General features: G+C 60.9%; 17 protein-coding genes. 6 read left to right on the top strand and 11 right to left on the bottom strand.

Going from position 1 to position 19,268, the window contains the following annotated elements:
* Nucleotides 1–31: 31 nt before the first annotated feature.
* Nucleotides 32–541 (top strand): 50S ribosomal protein L17, encoded by a 510-nt coding sequence (rplQ, locus tag VFI82_01230; protein ID HET7183277.1) that lies wholly within the window; start codon nt 32–34, stop codon nt 539–541.
* A 150-nt stretch (nt 542–691) separates the two neighbouring features.
* Here rplQ and VFI82_01225 read toward each other — a convergent pair whose 3' ends face one another.
* Together VFI82_01225 and guaB are read right to left on the bottom strand one after the other, a co-directional pair.
* Nucleotides 692–1,210 carry a VanZ family protein gene (locus VFI82_01225; protein HET7183276.1) on the bottom strand — a complete coding sequence of 173 codons (519 nt, stop codon included), beginning with the start codon at nt 1,208–1,210 and terminating at the stop codon, nt 692–694.
* A 93-nt stretch (nt 1,211–1,303) separates the two neighbouring features.
* Complete coding sequence (gene guaB, locus VFI82_01220; protein HET7183275.1) at nt 1,304–2,812, bottom strand: IMP dehydrogenase; 1,509 nt, start codon at nt 2,810–2,812, stop codon at nt 1,304–1,306.
* A gap of 171 nt (nt 2,813–2,983) precedes the next feature.
* On the opposite strand from guaB, the gene VFI82_01215 reads away from it, so the two are divergent.
* Entirely contained in the window at nt 2,984–4,357 is a 1,374-nt protein-coding gene (locus tag VFI82_01215; GenBank protein HET7183274.1) for a DUF418 domain-containing protein, read from the top strand.
* 134 nt (nt 4,358–4,491) lie between these two features.
* On the opposite strand, the gene VFI82_01210 is transcribed toward VFI82_01215, so the two are convergent.
* The 5 genes from VFI82_01210 to VFI82_01190 form a co-directional block, all read right to left on the bottom strand.
* Entirely contained in the window at nt 4,492–5,070 is a 579-nt protein-coding gene (locus VFI82_01210) for a nuclear transport factor 2 family protein (GenBank protein HET7183273.1), read from the bottom strand.
* A 34-nt stretch (nt 5,071–5,104) separates the two neighbouring features.
* Nucleotides 5,105–6,496 (bottom strand): serine hydrolase domain-containing protein, encoded by a 1,392-nt coding sequence (locus VFI82_01205; protein HET7183272.1) that lies wholly within the window; start codon nt 6,494–6,496, stop codon nt 5,105–5,107.
* A 60-nt stretch (nt 6,497–6,556) separates the two neighbouring features.
* The gene (hpnI, locus tag VFI82_01200; protein ID HET7183271.1) at nt 6,557–7,783 is read right to left on the bottom strand and encodes a bacteriohopanetetrol glucosamine biosynthesis glycosyltransferase HpnI; all 1,227 of its coding nucleotides are present in this window, start codon (nt 7,781–7,783) and stop codon (nt 6,557–6,559) included.
* Nucleotides 7,784–7,948: 165 nt separating this feature from the next.
* A complete protein-coding gene (locus VFI82_01195) occupies nt 7,949–9,349 on the bottom strand; it encodes an MFS transporter (GenBank protein HET7183270.1) in 1,401 nt (466 codons plus the stop codon).
* A gap of 46 nt (nt 9,350–9,395) precedes the next feature.
* A complete protein-coding gene (locus VFI82_01190; protein ID HET7183269.1) occupies nt 9,396–9,698 on the bottom strand; it encodes a DUF167 domain-containing protein in 303 nt (100 codons plus the stop codon).
* A 109-nt stretch (nt 9,699–9,807) separates the two neighbouring features.
* On the opposite strand from VFI82_01190, the gene VFI82_01185 reads away from it, so the two are divergent.
* Nucleotides 9,808–10,026 (top strand): hypothetical protein, encoded by a 219-nt coding sequence (locus tag VFI82_01185; GenBank protein ID HET7183268.1) that lies wholly within the window; start codon nt 9,808–9,810, stop codon nt 10,024–10,026.
* A 164-nt stretch (nt 10,027–10,190) separates the two neighbouring features.
* On the opposite strand, the gene VFI82_01180 is transcribed toward VFI82_01185, so the two are convergent.
* Both VFI82_01180 and VFI82_01175 read right to left on the bottom strand, forming a co-directional pair.
* The gene (locus VFI82_01180; GenBank protein ID HET7183267.1) at nt 10,191–10,907 is read right to left on the bottom strand and encodes a YggS family pyridoxal phosphate-dependent enzyme; all 717 of its coding nucleotides are present in this window, start codon (nt 10,905–10,907) and stop codon (nt 10,191–10,193) included.
* An 80-nt stretch (nt 10,908–10,987) separates the two neighbouring features.
* Nucleotides 10,988–13,051: an oligopeptide transporter, OPT family gene (locus VFI82_01175; protein HET7183266.1), complete on the bottom strand. Its 2,064-nt coding sequence runs from the start codon at nt 13,049–13,051 to the stop codon at nt 10,988–10,990.
* Between the two features lie 332 nt (nt 13,052–13,383).
* On the opposite strand from VFI82_01175, the gene VFI82_01170 reads away from it, so the two are divergent.
* From VFI82_01170 to VFI82_01160, 3 genes are all read left to right on the top strand, one after another.
* Nucleotides 13,384–14,331, top strand: coding sequence for a ComF family protein (locus VFI82_01170; GenBank protein HET7183265.1), 948 nt, complete (start codon nt 13,384–13,386; stop codon nt 14,329–14,331).
* 125 nt (nt 14,332–14,456) lie between these two features.
* Entirely contained in the window at nt 14,457–15,017 is a 561-nt protein-coding gene (locus VFI82_01165; GenBank protein ID HET7183264.1) for an HNH endonuclease, read from the top strand.
* Nucleotides 15,018–15,397: 380 nt separating this feature from the next.
* Nucleotides 15,398–16,402, top strand: a complete 1,005-nt coding sequence (locus tag VFI82_01160; GenBank protein ID HET7183263.1) for a phosphotransferase — start codon at nt 15,398–15,400, stop codon at nt 16,400–16,402.
* A 92-nt stretch (nt 16,403–16,494) separates the two neighbouring features.
* On the opposite strand, the gene VFI82_01155 is transcribed toward VFI82_01160, so the two are convergent.
* Together VFI82_01155 and VFI82_01150 are read right to left on the bottom strand one after the other, a co-directional pair.
* Nucleotides 16,495–17,994 (bottom strand): hypothetical protein, encoded by a 1,500-nt coding sequence (locus tag VFI82_01155; GenBank protein HET7183262.1) that lies wholly within the window; start codon nt 17,992–17,994, stop codon nt 16,495–16,497.
* A gap of 126 nt (nt 17,995–18,120) precedes the next feature.
* Nucleotides 18,121–18,999 carry a hypothetical protein gene (locus VFI82_01150; protein ID HET7183261.1) on the bottom strand — a complete coding sequence of 293 codons (879 nt, stop codon included), beginning with the start codon at nt 18,997–18,999 and terminating at the stop codon, nt 18,121–18,123.
* Between the last annotated feature and the right edge of the window lie 269 nt (nt 19,000–19,268).

The raw sequence follows: 19,268 nt of genomic DNA, 5'->3' as shown, positions 1-19,268 counted from the left end.
TAACGGCCAGCGACCCTGACAAGGAATCATCATGCGTCATCTTAAAGCCGGTAAGAAGCTCGGAAGGAACACCAGCCATCGTCGCGCCCTGCTGCGCAACCTGGTCACCTCGCTCATTCTGGAAGAGCGCATCGAAACCACCGAACCCAAGGCCAAGGCCATGCGCCCGCACGTCGAGAAGATGATCACCCTCGGCAAGCGGGGCGATGTCGCGGCGCGCCGCCTTGCCGCCTCCTACCTGATGACCCGCGCCGCCGTCGACAAACTGTTCGACACGGTCGCGCCGCGCATGGGGGACCGTAACGGCGGCTACCTGCGTATCATTCGCACCGGGTGGCAGAAGGGCGACGGCGCCGAGAAGGCTTTCATCGAGTTGATCGGCAGCGAGAAGACCATTGCCGAGAAGCAGCACAAGCGCGCCGAAGCCCGCGCTAAGCGCCGCGAGGAAGCCAAGAAGGCGATGGAAGAAGCCGAAGCCCAGAACGCCGCAGCCGAAACTCCGGCCGAAGGTGAAGCTAAGGGCGAAGGCGAAAAAGAATAACGGAAGCGGCGGCCGCGATCTCCGGAGTCGCATTGTACGTCGGAGAGCGCGCCGTCTCAGGGAAGACGTTAATCGGAGGTCGCGCGTGTGCGCGGCCTTTCGTCATTCCGGCCTCGTTCCCGTGAAGTGCGAGCAAGCCATGGCACTCCACTAGTTCCCAGCCGCCGCGTGCTTGCTTTTGACACTGCTGAAGGCAATCAGCAGCAGTTGCACGCACGCAGCGGCCATCGAGTCGAGCGCGACATCGTGAGCGCTTCCCGTTCGTCCCGACAGGAACGTCTGGTGCCACTCATCCAGTCCCGCGACCGCAACCGTTGCCAGAAACGCGGCTCCCGCCGCGCGCAAGCTCCACGCCTTTACCATCGCGCTCCATGGCGGAACCCGAATCGCGCCGCGCGGAAGCATCAGTGTTGCCCACCAGGCGCGCAACATCAACAGGCTCAGCATCGCGTAACCGAAGCAATGGCCAAGCTTGCGCAACAAGTCATGCACGAACCGAAACTGCGCGGCGGTAATGTGGGGATCAAGAAACAGGATGAGCGGACGAAGAATTCTCGACGTATTTGCCGAGGAGGCTACCGTCGTGGACTCGAGCGCGATGACTGCCAGCCACAGCAGCGCCGGCGCCCATGCGCGTATTAAGGGTCTACTCGTGCTTTCAATCGCCATTGCGACGCGCGCTTCATCGCTGGCGATCAGCGCTTGCCCGCCAACGTAACAGGCGCATATACCGGCAATTTGCCAGGTGTGGGCAGCCCGCAGCTATTCCACGCGATAATTGGGCGCTTCACGGGTGATGGTCACGTCGTGTACATGGCTCTCGCGCATGCCGGCATTGCTGATGCGCACGAAGCGAGCTTTCTGCTGCAAGTCGGAAATCGACTCCGATCCGGTGTAGCCCATGCCCGACCTCAGCCCGCCCACCAGTTGGTAAATGATCATCGACAGCGGGCCGCGATAAGGTACGCGTCCCTCGATTCCTTCCGGCACCAGCTTCGCCAGACGGTTGCCTTCACCGTCTTCGCGGCTGACCGGCACGGAAGAATCGCTGCCGCTGGATTCCTGGAAGTAGCGCTCGCCGCCACCCGCCGACATCGCCGCCAGCGAACCCATCCCGCGATACGCTTTGAAGGTGCGGCCCTGGTACAGAATAGTTTCACCGGGACTTTCGTCGGTTCCTGCGAACAGCGATCCGATCATGCACACGCCGGCGCCCGCAGCCAGGGCCTTGGTGACGTCGCCGGAATACTTGATGCCGCCGTCGGCGATGATGGGAATCTGCGCGTCGCGCACCGCGCGGAACGCCTCCGCGATGGCGGTGATCTGCGGAACCCCGGCGCCGGTGACGATGCGCGTGGTGCAGATCGAACCTGGCCCAATGCCGACCTTGACCGCGTCCGCGCCGCTCTTCGCCACTTCGCAGGCGCCATCGAACGTCCCCACGTTGCCGGCAATGAGGTCGACCTCGGGCAACTTCGCTTTCACCGTCCGAATCGCCTCCAGCACGCGCGTTGAATGACCGTGCGCGCTGTCAATCGCGATTACGTCCACCTTGGTTCGCGCCAGTTCCTGGGCGCGTTCCAGGTAATCGCCGGTGGCGCCGATGGCCGCGCCCACTCGCAGGCGGCCCTGGGCGTCCTTGGCGGCGTAGGGATATTTCAGCTTCTTCTGAATGTCCTTGACCGTGATCAGGCCCTTGAGCGTGTACTTGTCATCGACCACCAGCAGCTTCTCGACGCGATGCTTGTGCAGGATCTGCTCGGCTTGCTCGAGCGTGGTCCCTACCGGCACGGTAATCAGGTTTTCTCGGGTCATCACCTTGCTGATGGGAATGTCGGTGCGGGTTTCGAACCGGAGGTCGCGGTTAGTAAGAATGCCGACCAGTTTCTTGTTCTTGGTAATGGGGACGCCGGAGATGCGGTAGCGCTCCATCACCTTGAGCGCGTCGCTCACCTTGTCGTCAGGGGACATGGTGATCGGATCCACGATCATGCCGCTTTCCGACCGCTTCACCTTATCCACTTCGCCGGCCTGCTGCTCGATCGTCATGTTGCGATGCACGATGCCCATGCCGCCCTGCTGCGCCATGGCAATCGCCATCTGCGCCTCCGTCACCGTGTCCATCGCAGCGCTGATAATGGGGATATTCAGGATGATGTTGCGCGTGACGTGAGTCTGCGTGTTTACCGCGGCGGGAACCACGTCGCTCCTCGCCGGCAGCAGCAGCACATCATCAAACGTGAGGGCCTCGGGGACGGGGAAATGAATCATCGTTCACTCGCTGGGACTTTTCGCCATTGTAGCAGCAGCAAGTGAGCGGCCGCTGCTCAGCCGACGAATGAGCCCGATGGGACCGTGGACATCGTGAAGGCCGGCGGCAGCGGAGATTTTGCCAACACTTGTAACCTACACTGGAACATTTGACGCTATAATCCGCGCCACATGGCAGACGAAGTCGGGGATGGGTCGCTGGGGAACGAAGCTGCCGTGGTGGAAGCCACGGCGCCCGCCGGCGGTGTCACAGTGAGCGCGTTGTCTTGGGGACCGGTCCAACCCGGTGAGCGCATTGCCTTGATCGACGTGCTGCGCGGACTGGCGCTCTTCGGCATCATCGCGGCGAACATGCGCGGCTTCGCCGGCCCGCTCTACGCATATTTCCGCCCCGAGTTGGTCTGGACTACGCGCCTCGACTTCTGGGTGCAGGCGTTCGTGGATACCTTTATCCAGGGCAAGTTCATCACCATCTTTGCTTTCCTGTTCGGAGTCGGCTTCGCGCTGCAATTCACCCGGGCGGTGGAGCGGAAGGGACGGTTCGTTCGCGTTTACACGCGCCGGCTGCTGGCGCTCCTGCTGATAGGAGCGCTGCACCAGTTGCTGTTCTGGTGGGGCGACGTGCTGATCACCTATGCTCTCAACGGCTTTCTGCTGATCCTGTTTCGCAAGCGCAAGAACAAAACCATTCTCATCTGGGCCCTGTGCATGATGGCGCTCCCGATCGTCGGGGCCGCCGGCTACAGCGCGTTTCGACATTACCGGCCGCTCCCTCCGCAGAAGGCGGCGGAGGAGAGAAAGAAGGACGAACAGGAGCGGAAGAAGCGCGTAGCCGAGATGTGGCAGTCGGTCAAGGTCTACCAGACCGGCAGTGTCGTGAAGATCTACAACGAGCGGCTTGGCGAACTATGGCACGAAAACCGCACCCAGCCCTTCGCGATGCTCATGACGCTGCCCATCTTCATGCTCGGCCTGCTGGTTTATCGCCGCGGCATATTCCAGGACCCGCGGGCACACCGAAAGGAGTTGAGGAAAGCGCTGATCATAGGAGCGCTGGCCGGGATCCCGGCAAATATTGGCGCGACTTACATCATGCATGTGACCGATGCCGCGAACCAGAGTGGGCCGCCGACGCCTTTTCAAGTATTCGGCTTCGCCCTTTTCTTCTGGGGACGTCCTGCCCTCAGCATGTGCTATGCCTCCGCCGTGGCCCTTTTGTTTTTGGATACCAGCTGGGCGAAGCGCCTCGTACCATTTTCTGCGATCGGACGCACTGCGCTTTCCAACTACTTGTTCCAAACCATCTTCTGCACCACGATCTTTTATGGCTATGGCGGGGGGCTGTTCCTTAAAGTGCACCTGGCATGGTTGATGGTGCTCAGCCTCGCGATATACGCGTTGGAGTTAAAGCTAAGCAAGTGGTGGCTTGCTCACTACCGCTTCGGGCCGGCGGAGTGGGCTTGGCGATCGCTGACCTACGGACAATTGCAGCCGATGAAGATCCCAATCAAGTCTGAGGCCGCAGCGTCCTCCTCAAACAAATGAAAAGCCATTCTTGAGGAATGATTTTTCAGAATTTCCTCGTGCATTGAGAGAGCGACCGACCCTAACTTCAGTTGTTGGTTCAAACCAGGTGTTCTGGAGAGTTAACCAGAAGATAATAGCGCGGAACGCCAGCGTTAAAGATTCTTAGTACGGGAACTACTACTCTGCTTAGTCCGCGAAGGGCGCGCTGCTGGCGGCTTGGCCAACTCGCGGAGACGCGCCGCCTGCTCTCTGCCGGTGACGGGAAGTTTCTGCGGGTCGATGAGTCCGACCTGCGCCAGCAGGCAAGCCTGGTCCCAATAAATGTGTTCGTGGGCGACCTTGCCATTCTCCATTTTCATTACCACCACGTGCGGCAGTTCGACGTATTTCCCGGTGGGCGCAATGCCGGGAAGCATGTATTCGATGACGATGTCGTGGGTGAAGCACAAGATCAGTTCATCGACCACGCAATCGTGGCCGACGGTGCGCGAGATGGGAACGACACGGATATCCGCGGGCATCTTGCCAACGAAAAATCGCCGGTAGAAATCATCAACACCAGCGCGGCCGTAACCGCCCTTGAGCACCGGAACATTGTGCACGTAGGGCTCCTCGGTCATGGTGCGCATGGTGGCATCGACGTCACGGTCTTCAAACTCGCACTTGACGTGCAGATCGAAGACGGAGCCGAGATCCGGTTTGGGGGCCTTCCTGCTGCGTGCCGGCTTCACCACAATTCTCCTTCGAGCGCTTTCGATTTCAGAGCTAGTCCGTGGCCGCGATTTGGTATTGCTCCAGTTTGCCGTCGGGCAGCTCGAAGGTCCATACGCGCAGCGCGCGGTCCGCGAACTTCACCCGGTAGACGCGAAGGACCATGCCGCCGCGCAGCGACTGGTTGGTTTGTGAAAAGTCCTTAGGCGTGCCCAGCGGACCGAGGCTGGAGGCGAAGTCCGCAAGTGCCTGGTCGCTGAAGTACGAGTTAGCGTTATCGGTAAAAAGCGAGCGATTGATCTCGCCCTTCTGTAGCCCGCTGAAAATCTGCTGCGCCTGTTGCAGCGAGCGGGCGGTATCGATGTCCTGAAGAGCAAGCGTGGCCAGCCTTTTGGCGATATCGCCGGAAGCGCCGGCCGCGTCCTGATTGGTAAGCACGACGACAGCAACATCATCGTCCGGGAAAACGGTATTGGTGGCGGTAAATCCGGAAACCTCGCCGCCATGGGTGAGCACGCGGTGTCCGGAGTCGGAGCGCACCGCGACGCCGAGCCCGTACTGCGTGCCCAGGCCGTTAGCGAGCACGGTTTCAGTCTGGAATTGCTGGTAGGAGGCGGCGCTCATCAGCTTGTGTGCCAGCAGCGCGACATCCCATTTGGCGAGATCCTCTGCCGTCATGGCAAGTTCCCCGGCAGCGTACATCCAGCCGCTGCCTTCGTCGGGGGCAACGCGCGCCGGGCCCAGGCCGTAACGCATGTAGCCAACGGGATCGGACGGGCCGAGCTTGTTCTGATCGAAATCGACCACGCTGGTCATCTTCAGAGGGCTGAAAATGTTGTCGCGCAGGAATTCGTAGTAGGGCCTGCGAGTCACCTTTTCGATGATGGCGCCGGCGATGGTGTATCCGGTGTTGCTGTACTGCCAGCGGGTACCGGGTTCGAAGTCAAGGGGCTTGCGGCCCCAAGTCTGCATGATCTTTTCCGCCGTGGTCGGCTTCAACATGGCGGGCATGACATAGTCCTGCGGCCAGAAATCCGAGTAGCCGGAGGTGTGAGTCAGCAACTGGCGGACCGTGACCTGGTAAGCGCGCGTCAGGTTAGGGAAGTATTTGCCGATCGGGTCGTCGAGCGAGATCTTGCCTTGCTCGTGCAAAAGAAGCAGCGCGACGGCGGTGAACTGCTTGCTGATCGATCCGATGCAGTAACGCATGTCGGGACGGGCTGGTGTCGGCGGCTCCAAACGCGCTTCGCCGTAGGCTTTGCTATAGGCGATTTGACCGTCTTTGACGATGGCGACAGATGCGCTGGGCACCCCGCTGGAGGCGAGAATCTCGGTCGCGGCGGCGTCCATCTGGTGGCGAATGTCATCGGGAATCAGCGGGCGCGGCTGCTGGGCATGAGCTGCAAGGAAGGCAAAAACCAGGAAAAACGCGACACGCAGGCGCATGTTGGACTCCGGAAAAACGGGCAGTGTAGCACGGACGATCGGTGGTGACCGCGAAAGCAGCTAGTCGCTGCCGGTGGTGTGCACGGAGGCGGCGCGGGAGGCAGGTTCGGCGGGGGATTCGTTGCGCAAGCTGATAACGCGCCCGCCGGGCCCGAAGCGATAAGGTTCACCGCGCCAGGTGAAGTTGCGGCCGGTAAAGCTGGCCAGCCAGAAGAAGAATCCCAGCAGATCGCGGACGGGATAAAACCAGAGATAGCGCGGGACTTCCGGATCCTGTACCACGCCCCAGCCGACCACCAGCGCTTGCAGCCAGCGGTTCGCCAAGCCCCAGCCGAGCAGCGTAAGTGCAAGCGGCCAGTATCCCCAAGCCGCGGCGACAATGAAGCCCAGCAGCGCGAACGGTGTTGCGAAGGTCAGCCCGTTGCCGATGTGGCCGGCGGGGCGCGAGAAGCGGGTGCTGCGCATCCAGCGGATCTGGCGGCTGATCATGGCGCGGTTCAGCGTGATGTGGTCAATGACCACGTGCGACAGGACCACCCGGTAACCGGCGGCGTCGATGCGGCGGCCGATTTCGTAGTCGTCGGAATGGTAATCGGCGAGCACGCGGATTCCGCCAATGCGCGCGAGTACGTCCTTACGGGTGGCAGTAGTTGGACCGAGGGCGAACTTCATGCCTTCCAGCAGATCGGCGGCGAGCACGCCGGAGGTCAGTTCAACGGAAAATCCGGCCGCTTCAAGCCGGGACCAGATGCCTCCGCTGGGCTTGCCGCGATAGATGCACGTGACCAACCCAACCTGGGGATCGCGTAGCGGTTCGACGATGTTGCGCAGGTAGTCACGCGGCACGCGGACGTCGCTATCGCCGATGACCACGATTTCGTGCTCGGCGGCTGCAATCATCTTGTGCTCGGAATAGACGCGCGGATTCGGCCAGATAGGTTCGCCGGAATAAACGCAGCGCACCTTCACGTTGGGATAGCGCTGGCGCAAGCTGTTGATGACAGCGATGGCAGGATCCTCGGGCGTGCGCGCGCCGAAAATCAGCTCAAACTTGGGATAGTCCTGCTGAAAAATCGATTCCAGATTTTGCTCGAGCATGGGCTCGAGGCCGAATACAGGCTTGATGATGCTGGCGGGAGGCCACTCTTCATCGACGAGCCGCGGAGAGGCTGCCCCAGCGATGCGGGCTCTTGCGCGAAAGCGTAGCGCGGCCACCATGACCAGCACCAGAAAGCCGGTCGAGCTAACAAGCCCCATGATGGCGACGAACAATAGAAACTGAGGCATCACGCGCTGGCCTTATCCTATTCTTCACCGTAACACGGGAGCAACTGGAAGCACTCCGTGAGTAACCCGAGAATTGTAAAGTTTTGTATTGGTAATTGCGAGTGCAGCGTCGTCAAGGGGGTGAGACAACGACTCTGGAAAAGCGAGTTGGCGCTTCCGACCCGCTTAGCTGCTCGCGCTCTTGTCGGCCTGCACCGGGCGGACAATCTGGTTGTAAATCGCCAGGGCCACGGCCGTGATCAGGCCGACAGCTGTGACGGCGAGCCACAGGTTGCGCGGGTGGCCTGTCACTTCCCCGTAGTGATGTGCCAGTTGTCCGCCAAACCATCCACCAACTAGCGATCCAATTCCGATCGGCAAGAACGCAAAGCCCATGTAGGTGCCCTGCTGGCCGGGGGGCGCGAGCCGGGAGATGTATTCGTAATAGCGCGGTGACTGGATGATCTCGCCAAGCGCGAGCACGATCAGCGATAGCACCACGCCCGTGATGCTGGGCCGAAAGGCGAGTATCAGCCACGAGATCGATGTCACCACGGTGCCGAGGATCACCGACGGAAAGGCCGGGATCTTGCGCGTGATGAAGTTCACCGCAATGGTGAAGCAGATGACCACCAGGCCATCGGTGATGAGAATCGCTTCTACGGGCGCGCTGGCGTCGATGTAGTTATGAATATAGCCCGGAAGGCTGATGTATTGCTGCCAGAAGACAACCCAGTAGCCGGTGAACAGAACCAGGAACCACATGAAGCGGCTCATGCCGGCCATGGCAAGAACGAGAACGATGATCCACACCCACCACGGCACCGCCACGCCGGCGAGCGAAGCGCCAACGAGCACGATGGCGACCAGGAGCACCGGCAGCACCAGCTTGTAATTTCCCAGTACAACGCAGAAGTTGTGCGCGACCTCGGCAATCGAGGGCGGAGGAGCTTCGCCGGCCTTGCGCGGATCGCGGAAGAAAATCAGGACTACGAAGAACATGGCGAAGACGCTGAGGGCGGCAACACGGTAGACGTTTTCCACCCCGAGTTGGCGATGCGCCCAGGAGGCCACCAACGGGCCGGCGGCGCCCCCGATATTAACCATCGTGTAATAGATGGAATAGCCGATGGAGCGCACGTTCTCTTTCGAAGCGCGCGCCGTGGTGCCGACCACGCATGGCTTTACCAGCGCCACTCCGAGCGCGGGAAGAATAAGGATGAAGCCGACAAACAGGCCGAGTGGAACGGCGGACCGGACCGGGGCGAGCCAGGGCGCGCCAATGGAGCCGATCAGGAAGTAGGCGGTAGCGAGAATGAAGTAAGCGATGGAGAGGGCGCGGCGGAAGCCCAGACGGTCGGCTGTGGCGCCGCCGAAGATCGCCAGGAACCACACCATGCCGCCGAAAATGCCGGTCAGCGTTCCGGTTTGCTGGGTGGAGAAATTCAATTTCCCTTGCAGGTAGAGGGCGAGCGAGGAAAACGCGCCGTAGTAGGAGAGGCGCTCGAAAATTTCCGTGATGTTGGCGACCCAGAAGGGGCGCTCGAAGCCGGTGCGAATCTCGCGCACGCGCGAAGCGAAGGTCAAATTGGCCTCCTCGTATGACGGGAGTCGGTTGCTGGTCCCTCGGGTACTACCAACTGCAAGTTCCGGCTGCGCGAAAGCGCGCTTCCACCTCGGCGGCAGTGAGGCCGGAAACCCGAATGAGCTTGTTACGGCTGGTCTGGCCCGCGGCTATGGTAATCGAGGAACGCGGCAGCTTCAAAAGATCGGCGAGAAATTCAATGCAAGCGGAATTCGCCCTGCCTTCCAGCGGAGGCGCCGTTAGCGAGAGCTTGAGCGCGTCGCCGAGTTCGCCGGTGATGGCATTCTTCTTCGCGCGCGGATGAAGACGTACGGTGAAGGTGGCGCCGGCTGCAGTGTCGTGCACAACCATGATTTTCTACTTAACCATAAAGGACACAAACGATCACGAAGGAAAATGCGTTCGTACTGCTTCGTGCGTCGTGGCCGGATGCTAGTATGGCGGGTCGAAGGTGAAGGTGATGGCGACAGGCGGCGCGGGGCAGGAAAGCGAACTCGCGAAAGCGGCGCGGGAAGCGTTGGGGCGTGCGGCCCTGGCGGCGGTTGCGCTGGTGGTCGCCGTACTGATCCCGGCGCCGATGTGGGCGAGAATTCTGATCTTCTTCACCATCCTGTTTGTCGCCGGAATGATCATCCGGGTACGCAAAGCGCACCACGCTGCTAACCCAAAAACCAGGTAACCACGAAGGACACAAAGGGGCGCGAAGGCCTGTTTCTCGTTGGTTGCTTCTGTTGTCGGCCGCGCTCACCGGCCTGACCTCGTAACGTAAAACCCCCGGGCCTGCCCAAACTCGAACCATGCCGGGGCACGCGTTCCTTCGTGGTCCACTGTACCCTTCGTGGTTTACGCTTTTGCACGGCCACCGAAGATTGCCGTGCCCAACCGCACACAAGTGGAGCCTTCCTCGACGGCGACTTCAAAGTCGTGCGACATGCCCATGGAAAGCACGTCCATGCGGACGCCAGGAAGATTGCGGCGGGCGATGTTGTCGCGAATTTCACGCAGACGGCGGAAGTAGGGGCGGGCGCTCCGCGGATCGTCGGTGAAAGGCGGAATGGTCATGAGGCCGCGGAATTCAAGGTGATCGAGGCGGGCCGCCGCTTCCAGCAATTCGCCAAAGCCCGTGGAAACCGGATTCAGCCCGCTCTTCGATTCTTCGCTGCCCAGATTCAGTTCGATAAGCACAGGCAGGCGCTTGCGCAGGTGCGCAGCGGCTGCGTTCAATTTGTCGGCGAGGCGAAGCGAATCCACGGAATCTACGGTGGAGAAAATCTCGACCGCCTTGGCGGCCTTGTTGGTCTGCAGATGGCCGATCATGTGAAATTCCGCGCCGTCGAGATCGCGCACCGTGGCAGCCTTTTCCGCAAACTCCTGCACGCGGTTTTCGCCGAACAGACGCTGGCCGGCGTCATGGGCGGCGCGGATGGCGTCAGGACCGAAGGTCTTGGTGACTGCCATCAGCGCGACTTCGTCGGGAGAGCGGCCGGCGCGGCGTGCGGCGGCTGCGATGCGCTCGCGGACGGCGGCGAGGTTTTCTTTGATCGTTAAAATAGGTTTCACGTTTCCAAGTTTCACGTTTCACGCTGCACAATCCGTGAAACTCGAAACGTGAAACGTGAAACCTGTGTTTTCAATCGTCATCACATAATCGCGGTCGGCGGCGCCGGTTCGTCAGGGCTACCGGCATTGGCGAGCGGCAGCTTGATCATGACGCTCACCAGCAGCGCGAGGCCGATCAAGCCGCTGATCCAGGCGTCGCCAATCTTGACGTCGGGCATGGTGTGGCCGGTGCCGACGATGGCCGCAATCACCAGGCCGCAGAGCGCTTCGCCGGCGATCAGGCCGGAGGCGGTGAGCACGCCAGCGTTTTCGACCCGCGCTTTCTGCGCGTCATTCAAGCCGCGGCGATCGCGGAGCAGGTCGGTAATCCAGCGAATGACGCCGCCGACGAAAATGGCGAACGTGGTTTGAAGAGGCAGGTACATGCCAACGGCGAAGAGCATGGGACTCTTCACCTGCACCATGATCAGCGCGAATCCCATGAAGATGCCAACCACGACCAGCGGCCAAGCCATGTTGCCGCCGACAATGCCCTGGCCGAGCATGGCCATCAGGCCAGCTTGCGGGGCGGGCAGGGCGGCGCTGCCAAAGTGATAGGCCTTGTCGAGAATCATCAGCGGGAAGAACAAAACCAGGGAGGCGACGATGACGCCGAACATATCGCCAATCTGCATTCGCGAGGGCGTGCCCCCGAGGATGTGTCCGACCTTGAGGTCCTGGAGCATCTCGCCGGCCACGGCGGACGAGACGCAAACCACCGCCGCCACGCCCAGCACGGCGGCGACCCCTCCGGTTCCACCAACTCCGAGCGCGACCATCAACAGCGCGGCGACCACCAGCGTGCACAGCGTCAAGCCGGAGACAGGATTGTTGGAGGATCCGATCATGCCGCACAGATTTCCGGAAACAGCGGCAAAGAAGAAGCCGAGCACGATCATGACGACCGCGGCGACGATGGCGCCCGTCATCACCTTGCCCCCGGGTATGTTGCCCGCGCCGGAGATAAAGAACCAGTAGAGCGCGATCATGGCCACCAGGACGATGGCAACGCCGAGGAAAACAACCTTGGCGTTCAAGTCCTTTTCGGTGCGGTCGGTGACTTCATGCACGGCGGCGGATTTTTTCAGGTCGGAGATGGCGCGGCTCATGCCCAGGCCGAGTTGCTTGCGCATTCGGAAGAGCGTGAATCCTGCCCCCACCAGCATGCCGCCAACCGCGATCGGGCGAACGATGGCAAACCACATGTTGTTGGCCAAGCCGGCCCAGTCCATGGTGGCTCCCGCGGGCAAACTAGCCTGGATACCAGGCCCGAGGAAGTAGACTAGCAGTGGAACCAGCAGCCCCCAGGCCACCACGCCGCCGGCAAAGTTCAGCGCCGCGAGGCGAGGCCCGATAATGTAGCCGACGCCGAGATAGGCGGGGCTGATGGCGGGCGTGTCAAACGTGGTCATGCCGCCGGTGGCGACGATGGGCGCGGTGGCGGAGCGGCCGACGCGCAGTCCCTGCGCCATGGTCGGAATGCGGACCAGGATGGTGCGCACATACCAGAACAGGTTGATCTGGCTCAGAAAGTACATCACGGCGCCAAATCCCATGTTGGCGAACAGGATTTTTGCGGCCTTGGCGCCTTGTTGCCCGGCTTTATGAATTTCGGAGGCGGCCACCGATTCGGGGAAAGGAAGCTCGGGGTCTTCGACCATCACGCGGCGGAGCAGGGTGACGAACAGGATGCCGAGCAGTCCGCCCAGCACCATCAGCGCCACTGACTGCCAGTATCTTCCGGTGCTGAGCGCGGGATTTCCGGCATCGTCGCGCCAAAGGCCGGCAATCACAAAGGCGGGGATGGTGAACACTGCACCGGCGGCGACGGATTCGCCAATCGACCCAATGGTGCGGGCGATGTTTTCTTCCAGGATAGAGCCTTTCACCAGGCGCAGAACTGCCATGCTGATGACGGCTGCCGGATAAGTGGCGGCAATGGTCATGCCCGCGCGCAAACCGAGGTAGGCGTTCGCCGCGCCAAGGATTCCAGTCATGAGCAGGCCGAGCACGATGGCGCGCCCGGTAAATTCGGACATCTTCATGGTCGGCGGCACGAAGGGCTGGAATTTTTTCGGCGGCGCCTGGTTGATGGTGGTGCTCATGGAGGAATCCTCGATTCAGGGACCCGGGAATGATGGCCGGGCCCGATGACAGCCTGCTGATTCTACGCTGGTCGTAAGCGGGTGGGAAGATTGCAAACCGCACACGCCGCTGACGTCAGGTGTGCTGAAAGCTACTGCGGGCGGCGGTTACGAAACAAGTCCGAGTTGGGCAGTTTTCGTCACCACAGTGCGCGCCAGTAGCTGCACGCGGAACTCCTCAATCCAGCCATCGTCCCAATGGCTATGTCCTGAAAATGAGGCGGCCCCAACTTCGGTAATTGGAGGCCCGTTGCCGCCCGGAGGGCAAGTAGCTATACTAGAGCTGCGGCACGATGGGCCGTCTTGGTCGTTGCGCCGCGAGGAGGGTCGTCTTCAGCAGTAGCGGGGACTCAACCCGGTCGGTCGCGGTACCCAGCCGCAGAGGGCGTTCGTTTGTCTTTTCCTTAGCTGACGGAGCGCTATCCGTCCTGTTTCCTTCACATTGCAGGTTTTGCCAAGCGCCGCTCACGCGCCTGTCGAGGGTGCCAGTCTGCGAAGCTTGTCTGGAGGCCATCCGCCCCAATGAGGCAGCCGTGTGCGCTGCCTGCGGCGAACGGTTGGTCAGCCCGCTGCTGTCGGAGCGCGACGGCTCTCCCTTGTGCCTGCAGTGCATGCAGAACGAGCCGGCTTTCGCCAGGGCCGCAGCCTACGCCAGCTATGACGGCGGCATGCGCGACCTGGTTCACTTGCTGAAGTATGAGCGGGTGCGCCCAGCGGCGAACGTATTGGGCAGAATGCTGGCGGAGGTGGTGGCCGACTTGTCCCAGGCGTTCGCACCGGAGCCGCCGGTGGTGATCGCGGTTCCGCTACACGCGTCGAAGATGCGGGAGCGTGGCTTCAATCAGTCGGAGCTGATCGCGCGGGCCATGCTGAAGCTGAAGCCGGCGGCGCTGGACGTGAAACTGAATACCACCGCATTGGTGCGTAGCCGTGCCACGGTATCGCAGACAGGATTGACGTCGCCGCAACGGCGGGAAAACGTCCGCGGCGCCTTCCACGTGGCTCACCCCCACCAGGTCAGCGGGCGCGACATCTTATTGATTGACGATGTTTTCACCACCGGAACGACGGTCTCGGAATGTGCCCGTGTGCTATGCCGGGCAAGAGCGAAACGGGTTTTTGTCGCGACCGTGGCACGGGTGTTGAAGCCGGAAGCGCAGCGTGTCGATATTTCCGGGATGGAAGATCCGGAGTTCACAGCCGCGGAAGAGTCACCGCGGGTGATGGCGGCGCGCGCGTGAGGAGTCTTTCAGTCGCTCAGTCATTCGTTTTTTCGTGCGGCCGATTGAGAGACTGACAGGCTGAGCGACTTACAACTATGTCAGGCGGCAAAGGACACATTTCGGGACACGCACATCGCAAGCCGATGGTAGATGCGACGCCGGCGCCGGTCTCGGAGAGCAACGGACACGGCGTGATGCACGCGCCGGTGCTGGTGCTGAACGCATCGTACGAGCCCATCAACGTGTGCGCGGCAAGGCGGGCGATCGTGCTCGTGCTGAAGGGCGTCGCCATGACGGAAGAGGAAAACGGCCACTTCCTGCATGCCGCGCGGCTGGCTATCCGCGTGCCTTCGGTGATTCGCCTGCTTGAATACCGCCGCATCCCGCATCAGACGCGGGCGCTGTCACGCAAGAACATCCTGCTGCGCGACCGCAACAGCTGCCAGTACTGTGGCGAACTGCTGGCGTCCAGCGACCTGACACTGGACCACGTAGTGCCGCGCTCGCGCGGGGGATTGTCGACGTGGGAAAACCTGGTGGCGTGCTGCCACAGCTGCAATCGCCGCAAGGGAAACCAGCTTCCCCTGGAAGCGAACATGAAACTCATCCGCGAGCCCCGCGCCTTCAATCTGCATACCAGCCGTCATATCATGCGGCTGCTCGGACACTCCGACGCGAAGTGGAGGAAGTACCTCTTCTATTGATTGCCGAACTGCAGAACGGCAGAATTGCCGAATTGAAAATTCAGCATAAGCTCCGGTGAATCCGCATCAAGCAAACCCGCAATTCGACTCTCAATTTCGACATAGGTAATTTCTTCCAGCTACTCTGGATGATGTTCCTGTCCTTCCTTTTGCCACAAGTGGGTACCGGGATTCCTAACTCGACGAATCGCCACACCCCGTAAATCCTACAGCTCTGGAAGCGTCGTGATGGTTAAAGACTTAGCTTGCAACCCACAAGCTAATGGGTGGAATGGAAACTGCACCGAGAAGGGAGAGCTTCGCCGCGAAACTGCAGGCCTCCGGCGGCGACCACCTTAGATTTAATCAGCCTTACTGGGAGCAACATGGCGGAAACTGTGATGGATCAGATTGTTTCGGAGTTGAAGCGGGCGGGGACGGAGTATTACCCGGATCATGGCGAGTTGCGGGCCGTCCGCGTGGTTGGACACACTCCGAAAAACGATCACTATATCTATGACATCGTGATCGATTTCGCCGAGGGCAGCGAACGGCTGGCGGCCAAGGTGTATCGCGGCAGCAAGTGCGGGCAGCAAGGCGCGCGCGGAATGGCGAAAGTGGAAGCGGGGAACCTGGCGCAGGTCTACTCCGTTTTTCAGAATCGCCGGCTCGCCGGGGTACCGCGGCCGGTCGGGGATTTTACGGAACTCGGCGCGGTGGTGTCGGAAAAGCTCACCGGACTGCCGCTGCAATCCATCATCATGAAGGCGGCGCTGCTTCCCGGCTATGCCGACCGCGGCATCCTGAGCGAGGCGGCGCGGCAGACGGGCGCGTGGCTGAAGAGCTTTCACCGCGCCACCGCCGACATGCCGGAGCCGTTTGAGCCCAGCGGCCTGTTGAAGGATTTGGAAAAGCTGTGCGACAGCTGCCGCGGCGAAGGACTGGACGCCGAGGCCGTTCATACCATCATCTCGGGGACGAAGACGATCCTGTCTCGCAGCAAGAAGGCGCTGCCCTCCTCGGCGGTGCTGTGCGATTTTACTCCGCTGAATGTGATCATCTCCGAAAAAGGCATCGGCTTTTCAGATTTTGCCAAAATGAAGCCTCGCGGCAGCTCCTATCACGATGTCGCGATGTTCCTCGCCTCCGTCGAGGCCCTGGAAAAATATCCCTTCTGCAACCGCATGATCACCGCCGAAGTGCAGGACGAATTCCTCCAGGCCTACGGCGTCACGCAAACCGAACAGGCGATCCTGCGCGTGCTGAAGATGAAGGCGCTGCTCGCCATGTTTGCCCAGGGACGCGGCGTCAAGGAAAGTGCGGTGCGCAAGAAAGTCATGTGGGCCACGGTGATGAAGCGCTTTATCCAGCAGGCTGCGCAGCGTAGCATGGCGCCGGCAGCGTAGAGGACTTAAAGGGGCTAGGGCTAGAAGTTAGAAGCTAGGCTGAAGAACCAAGCGTGCCTCCCCTGGCCCCTTTTCTCCAAGCTTCATTTCGCTTAATCCGGATGTCTCACGCGATACATCCGCAACTTGCCGTCGGAATAAATCAGCACTCCGATCTTGGCCAGGCCGTCGTCGTACTGGCGGGCGTTGTAATTCCATACGTAATCGTAATCCTGCTGGATGTCGCCCCAGTCCGGTGTTTCCGTGTATTCCAAGTCCCAGAAACCGTCGAGCGTGTAGGACTCCTGAGTGATGACCAGCGGGTTGAGACCGCGGAGTTCGAACAGGTACGGCGAAAACCAGTGTTTGCGGATCACGCCGTAAGCCCAGAAGTGCGCGAAGGAGTGAAGCAGGGGATCAGTGTCGGGCTCGGCCTGGACGATGGGCAAAACGCGCACATCCCGCGGCGTGACCGCGAAGGAGCGGGCAAGGCCGGCGAGTTCGGGCTGCGCAGCGCGGTAGTTTTCAACGACGTTGCCCACGCGCAGCAGGAACAGCGCGAGCACGAGCGGGGCCAGGTACCATCCGCGCCGTCCCGGTTTCACGACGGCAAGCAGTACTGCGAAAAGAATCGGGAGCACGCGGAGATCAAGGTCGGCACCGTCGCCGTAGGCCGCCGGCACTCCCCAGTACAGCACGAGCAGAATGATCGAGACCGCGAGCCACATTCGGTTCCAGCGAACTTCGCGGTTACCTACCCAAGCCAGGAGAAAATAAGCGGCGAACGCAGCCAGGGTGAGGTAATCGAGGCGCTCGGAATAACCCTGCATCAGTGCGTGCATGCGGGTGAGCTTCTGGTGCAACGTAAGGAAAACGAGGCCAGACCGCTGCTTCTCGATGACACGAGACGAGAGCAGGTAAAAAGCGGCGCCGGGAGCGAACATGAGCCAGGTCGGGAAGAGAACTTGCCACAGCGGGAGCATGGTCCCGCTGTGCGCTTTCGCTTCGCCCGCTCCAGGTTCGTGCCGGAAATGAGCCATCACGCCATAGCCGGTGACGGCGATGCCGGTAATGGCGAACGCGATCAAGTGCGAGAAAAATAGCGCGGTCACGGCAGCCGTTGCTTGCAGCCAGAGCAGGGGACGCGGACGCGCCAGCCACTTCAGCCAGAGTCCCATCGCCAGGAAGCTGAAGCAGATCGCGACGTAAAAATTCAGGAACGCAAGCAGAAAGAAGATGTTGTGGGTGGCCACAAGTCCCCATAAGGCGACGGAGTCCTGCCCGGGATTGGCCTGCCGCAGAAAAAACCAGGTAGAGAGCGGAAAGGCGAGCAGCATGAGCGACAGGTAGACGCGCCCGGCCAACTCGACTGGCAGAAACCATTGCAAGACGCGCATCGAGACGTCCATCGCCAGATACGGATACAGGCCCCACTTCGCTCCGTACCACTGGTCGAACGGGAAGGACGGGTCGTGGAGATGCGCCAGCACATAGCTGCTGGCAAGATGATTGGGATAATCGAGCAGCGGTGGATATGCCACCACCCAGATGGGAGAGATGACCAGCGCGGCGAGGACCAGCAACGCCAATGTGCCAGCAATCTTCAGCGACATGCGCGTCAAATATAGCTACACAATGGCGAATTGACGATTAGAGATTGGCAAAGGCGGCGGAGCGCTTTCGGCAAAAGAAAAAGCCCGCTCGCGGCGGGCTGAAAATTACAGTCGGGAAATGGAAAGCTACTGCGGCGGCTTCTGCTGCTGCGCCTGCGGCTGTCCGGACCGGGGTTGCTGCTGGCCGCTGGGCTGACCCTGCTGATCGCTCTGGCCTTTCGGCAGCTCCTGGCCTTCATACGTGATCTTCACGTTGGAGCCGAAGCGCTTGTAGTTGGTGTACTTCACGATCTCGCGGATGTGCACATCGCCGCCGGAGAAGTGGAGGTCGTCATCGGCCTTGGTGTAGGTGGGAAACCAATAGCGCCCGTCCACCTGCTCGCGCCAGGTAGTGAAGGCGGGAAACAGGTTTTCGCCACCTTGGCCCCTCTTGCCGGTGCGAATGTCGGGCACGGTCTTGCCCTTGGTCTTCACGATCTGGAAATCGTGGTCGTCCACCCAGATGCGTCCCTGGAAATAGCGCTTGTTTTTCTCAATGTTCTTGGGGGCGATGTCAAAGACATAGCAGTGCAGTTCGTCTTCCTGCTGCTGTCCGGCGTACATGATCTGGTACTCGGGAATCTCGTCGGAGGTGAGCACGAACGGCAGCCGGTGCTGGATGTCGTCCACGTCTTCCCGTGTCATCGATACGCGTTGCAGCGAGGACTGCGGAGCGAAGACGACTTTTTCCTGGCGGCGGCCCTTGTCGTCGAAAGTGACGTCCACCACCTGGTGGTATTCGCCGTCCACGGTGCTGCCGTCCAGCGTTTGCACCTTCACGTCCTGACGGTAGGTGTAGTTATCGCGCGCCTGCTTGAACTCTTTTTCTTTGGCAGCAAAGCGCTGGATGATCTGGTCAACGGTGATGCCGGTTGGCTCTGCCGAGCTCAATTGGCCTTCCTGGGCGAGCACGGGCAGAGTGAACGCAATTGCGAGCAACGAAAACAGAACAAAATGTCGTTTCATACGATTGGGAGAACCCCGGGATCAGCGGAAAAGTTTCGTTTTTGTCCTATTGAAATTAGATGCGCCAGAGCGGCCTCGGGCGCAAATCTGCTGACTCCAGTATAGGCCGTCGGTGATCGAGAGGGCAGCCCCGAAAGAACGTCGCAGGCCACAATTATCCTGAAAGAGAATCCTGGGGGTACCTCCTGATTGCTGATCACCGATTACCGATCACCTGACTGCACCTGCTACACTTTCCGGTTTTCTCCGCTCGATGGAGCGCGCTCGCC

The sequence above is a fragment of the Terriglobales bacterium genome, from assembly GCA_035691485.1.
Taxonomy (GTDB): domain Bacteria; phylum Acidobacteriota; class Terriglobia; order Terriglobales; family Acidobacteriaceae; genus JAIQGF01.
The sequence above is the reverse complement of the archived record's forward strand: the minus strand, read 5'-3'. Positions and strand labels throughout refer to the sequence as shown.

Coding starts and splice junctions, on each gene's coding strand:
- VFI82_01150 (HET7183261.1), bottom strand. CDS start 18,999: ATGAAACGACATTTTGTTCTGTTTTCGTTGCTCGCAATTGCGTTCACT.
- VFI82_01215 (HET7183274.1), top strand. CDS start 2,984: ATGGCAGACGAAGTCGGGGATGGGTCGCTGGGGAACGAAGCTGCCGTG.
- VFI82_01185 (HET7183268.1), top strand. CDS start 9,808: ATGGCGACAGGCGGCGCGGGGCAGGAAAGCGAACTCGCGAAAGCGGCG.
- guaB (HET7183275.1), bottom strand. CDS start 2,812: ATGATTCATTTCCCCGTCCCCGAGGCCCTCACGTTTGATGATGTGCTG.
- VFI82_01160 (HET7183263.1), top strand. CDS start 15,398: ATGGATCAGATTGTTTCGGAGTTGAAGCGGGCGGGGACGGAGTATTAC.
- VFI82_01155 (HET7183262.1), bottom strand. CDS start 17,994: ATGTCGCTGAAGATTGCTGGCACATTGGCGTTGCTGGTCCTCGCCGCG.
- hpnI (HET7183271.1), bottom strand. CDS start 7,783: ATGCCTCAGTTTCTATTGTTCGTCGCCATCATGGGGCTTGTTAGCTCG.
- VFI82_01190 (HET7183269.1), bottom strand. CDS start 9,698: ATGGTTGTGCACGACACTGCAGCCGGCGCCACCTTCACCGTACGTCTT.
- VFI82_01205 (HET7183272.1), bottom strand. CDS start 6,496: ATGCGCCTGCGTGTCGCGTTTTTCCTGGTTTTTGCCTTCCTTGCAGCT.
- VFI82_01225 (HET7183276.1), bottom strand. CDS start 1,210: ATGGCGATTGAAAGCACGAGTAGACCCTTAATACGCGCATGGGCGCCG.
- rplQ (HET7183277.1), top strand. CDS start 32: ATGCGTCATCTTAAAGCCGGTAAGAAGCTCGGAAGGAACACCAGCCAT.
- VFI82_01165 (HET7183264.1), top strand. CDS start 14,457: ATGGTAGATGCGACGCCGGCGCCGGTCTCGGAGAGCAACGGACACGGC.
- VFI82_01175 (HET7183266.1), bottom strand. CDS start 13,051: ATGAGCACCACCATCAACCAGGCGCCGCCGAAAAAATTCCAGCCCTTC.
- VFI82_01170 (HET7183265.1), top strand. CDS start 13,384: ATGGGCCGTCTTGGTCGTTGCGCCGCGAGGAGGGTCGTCTTCAGCAGT.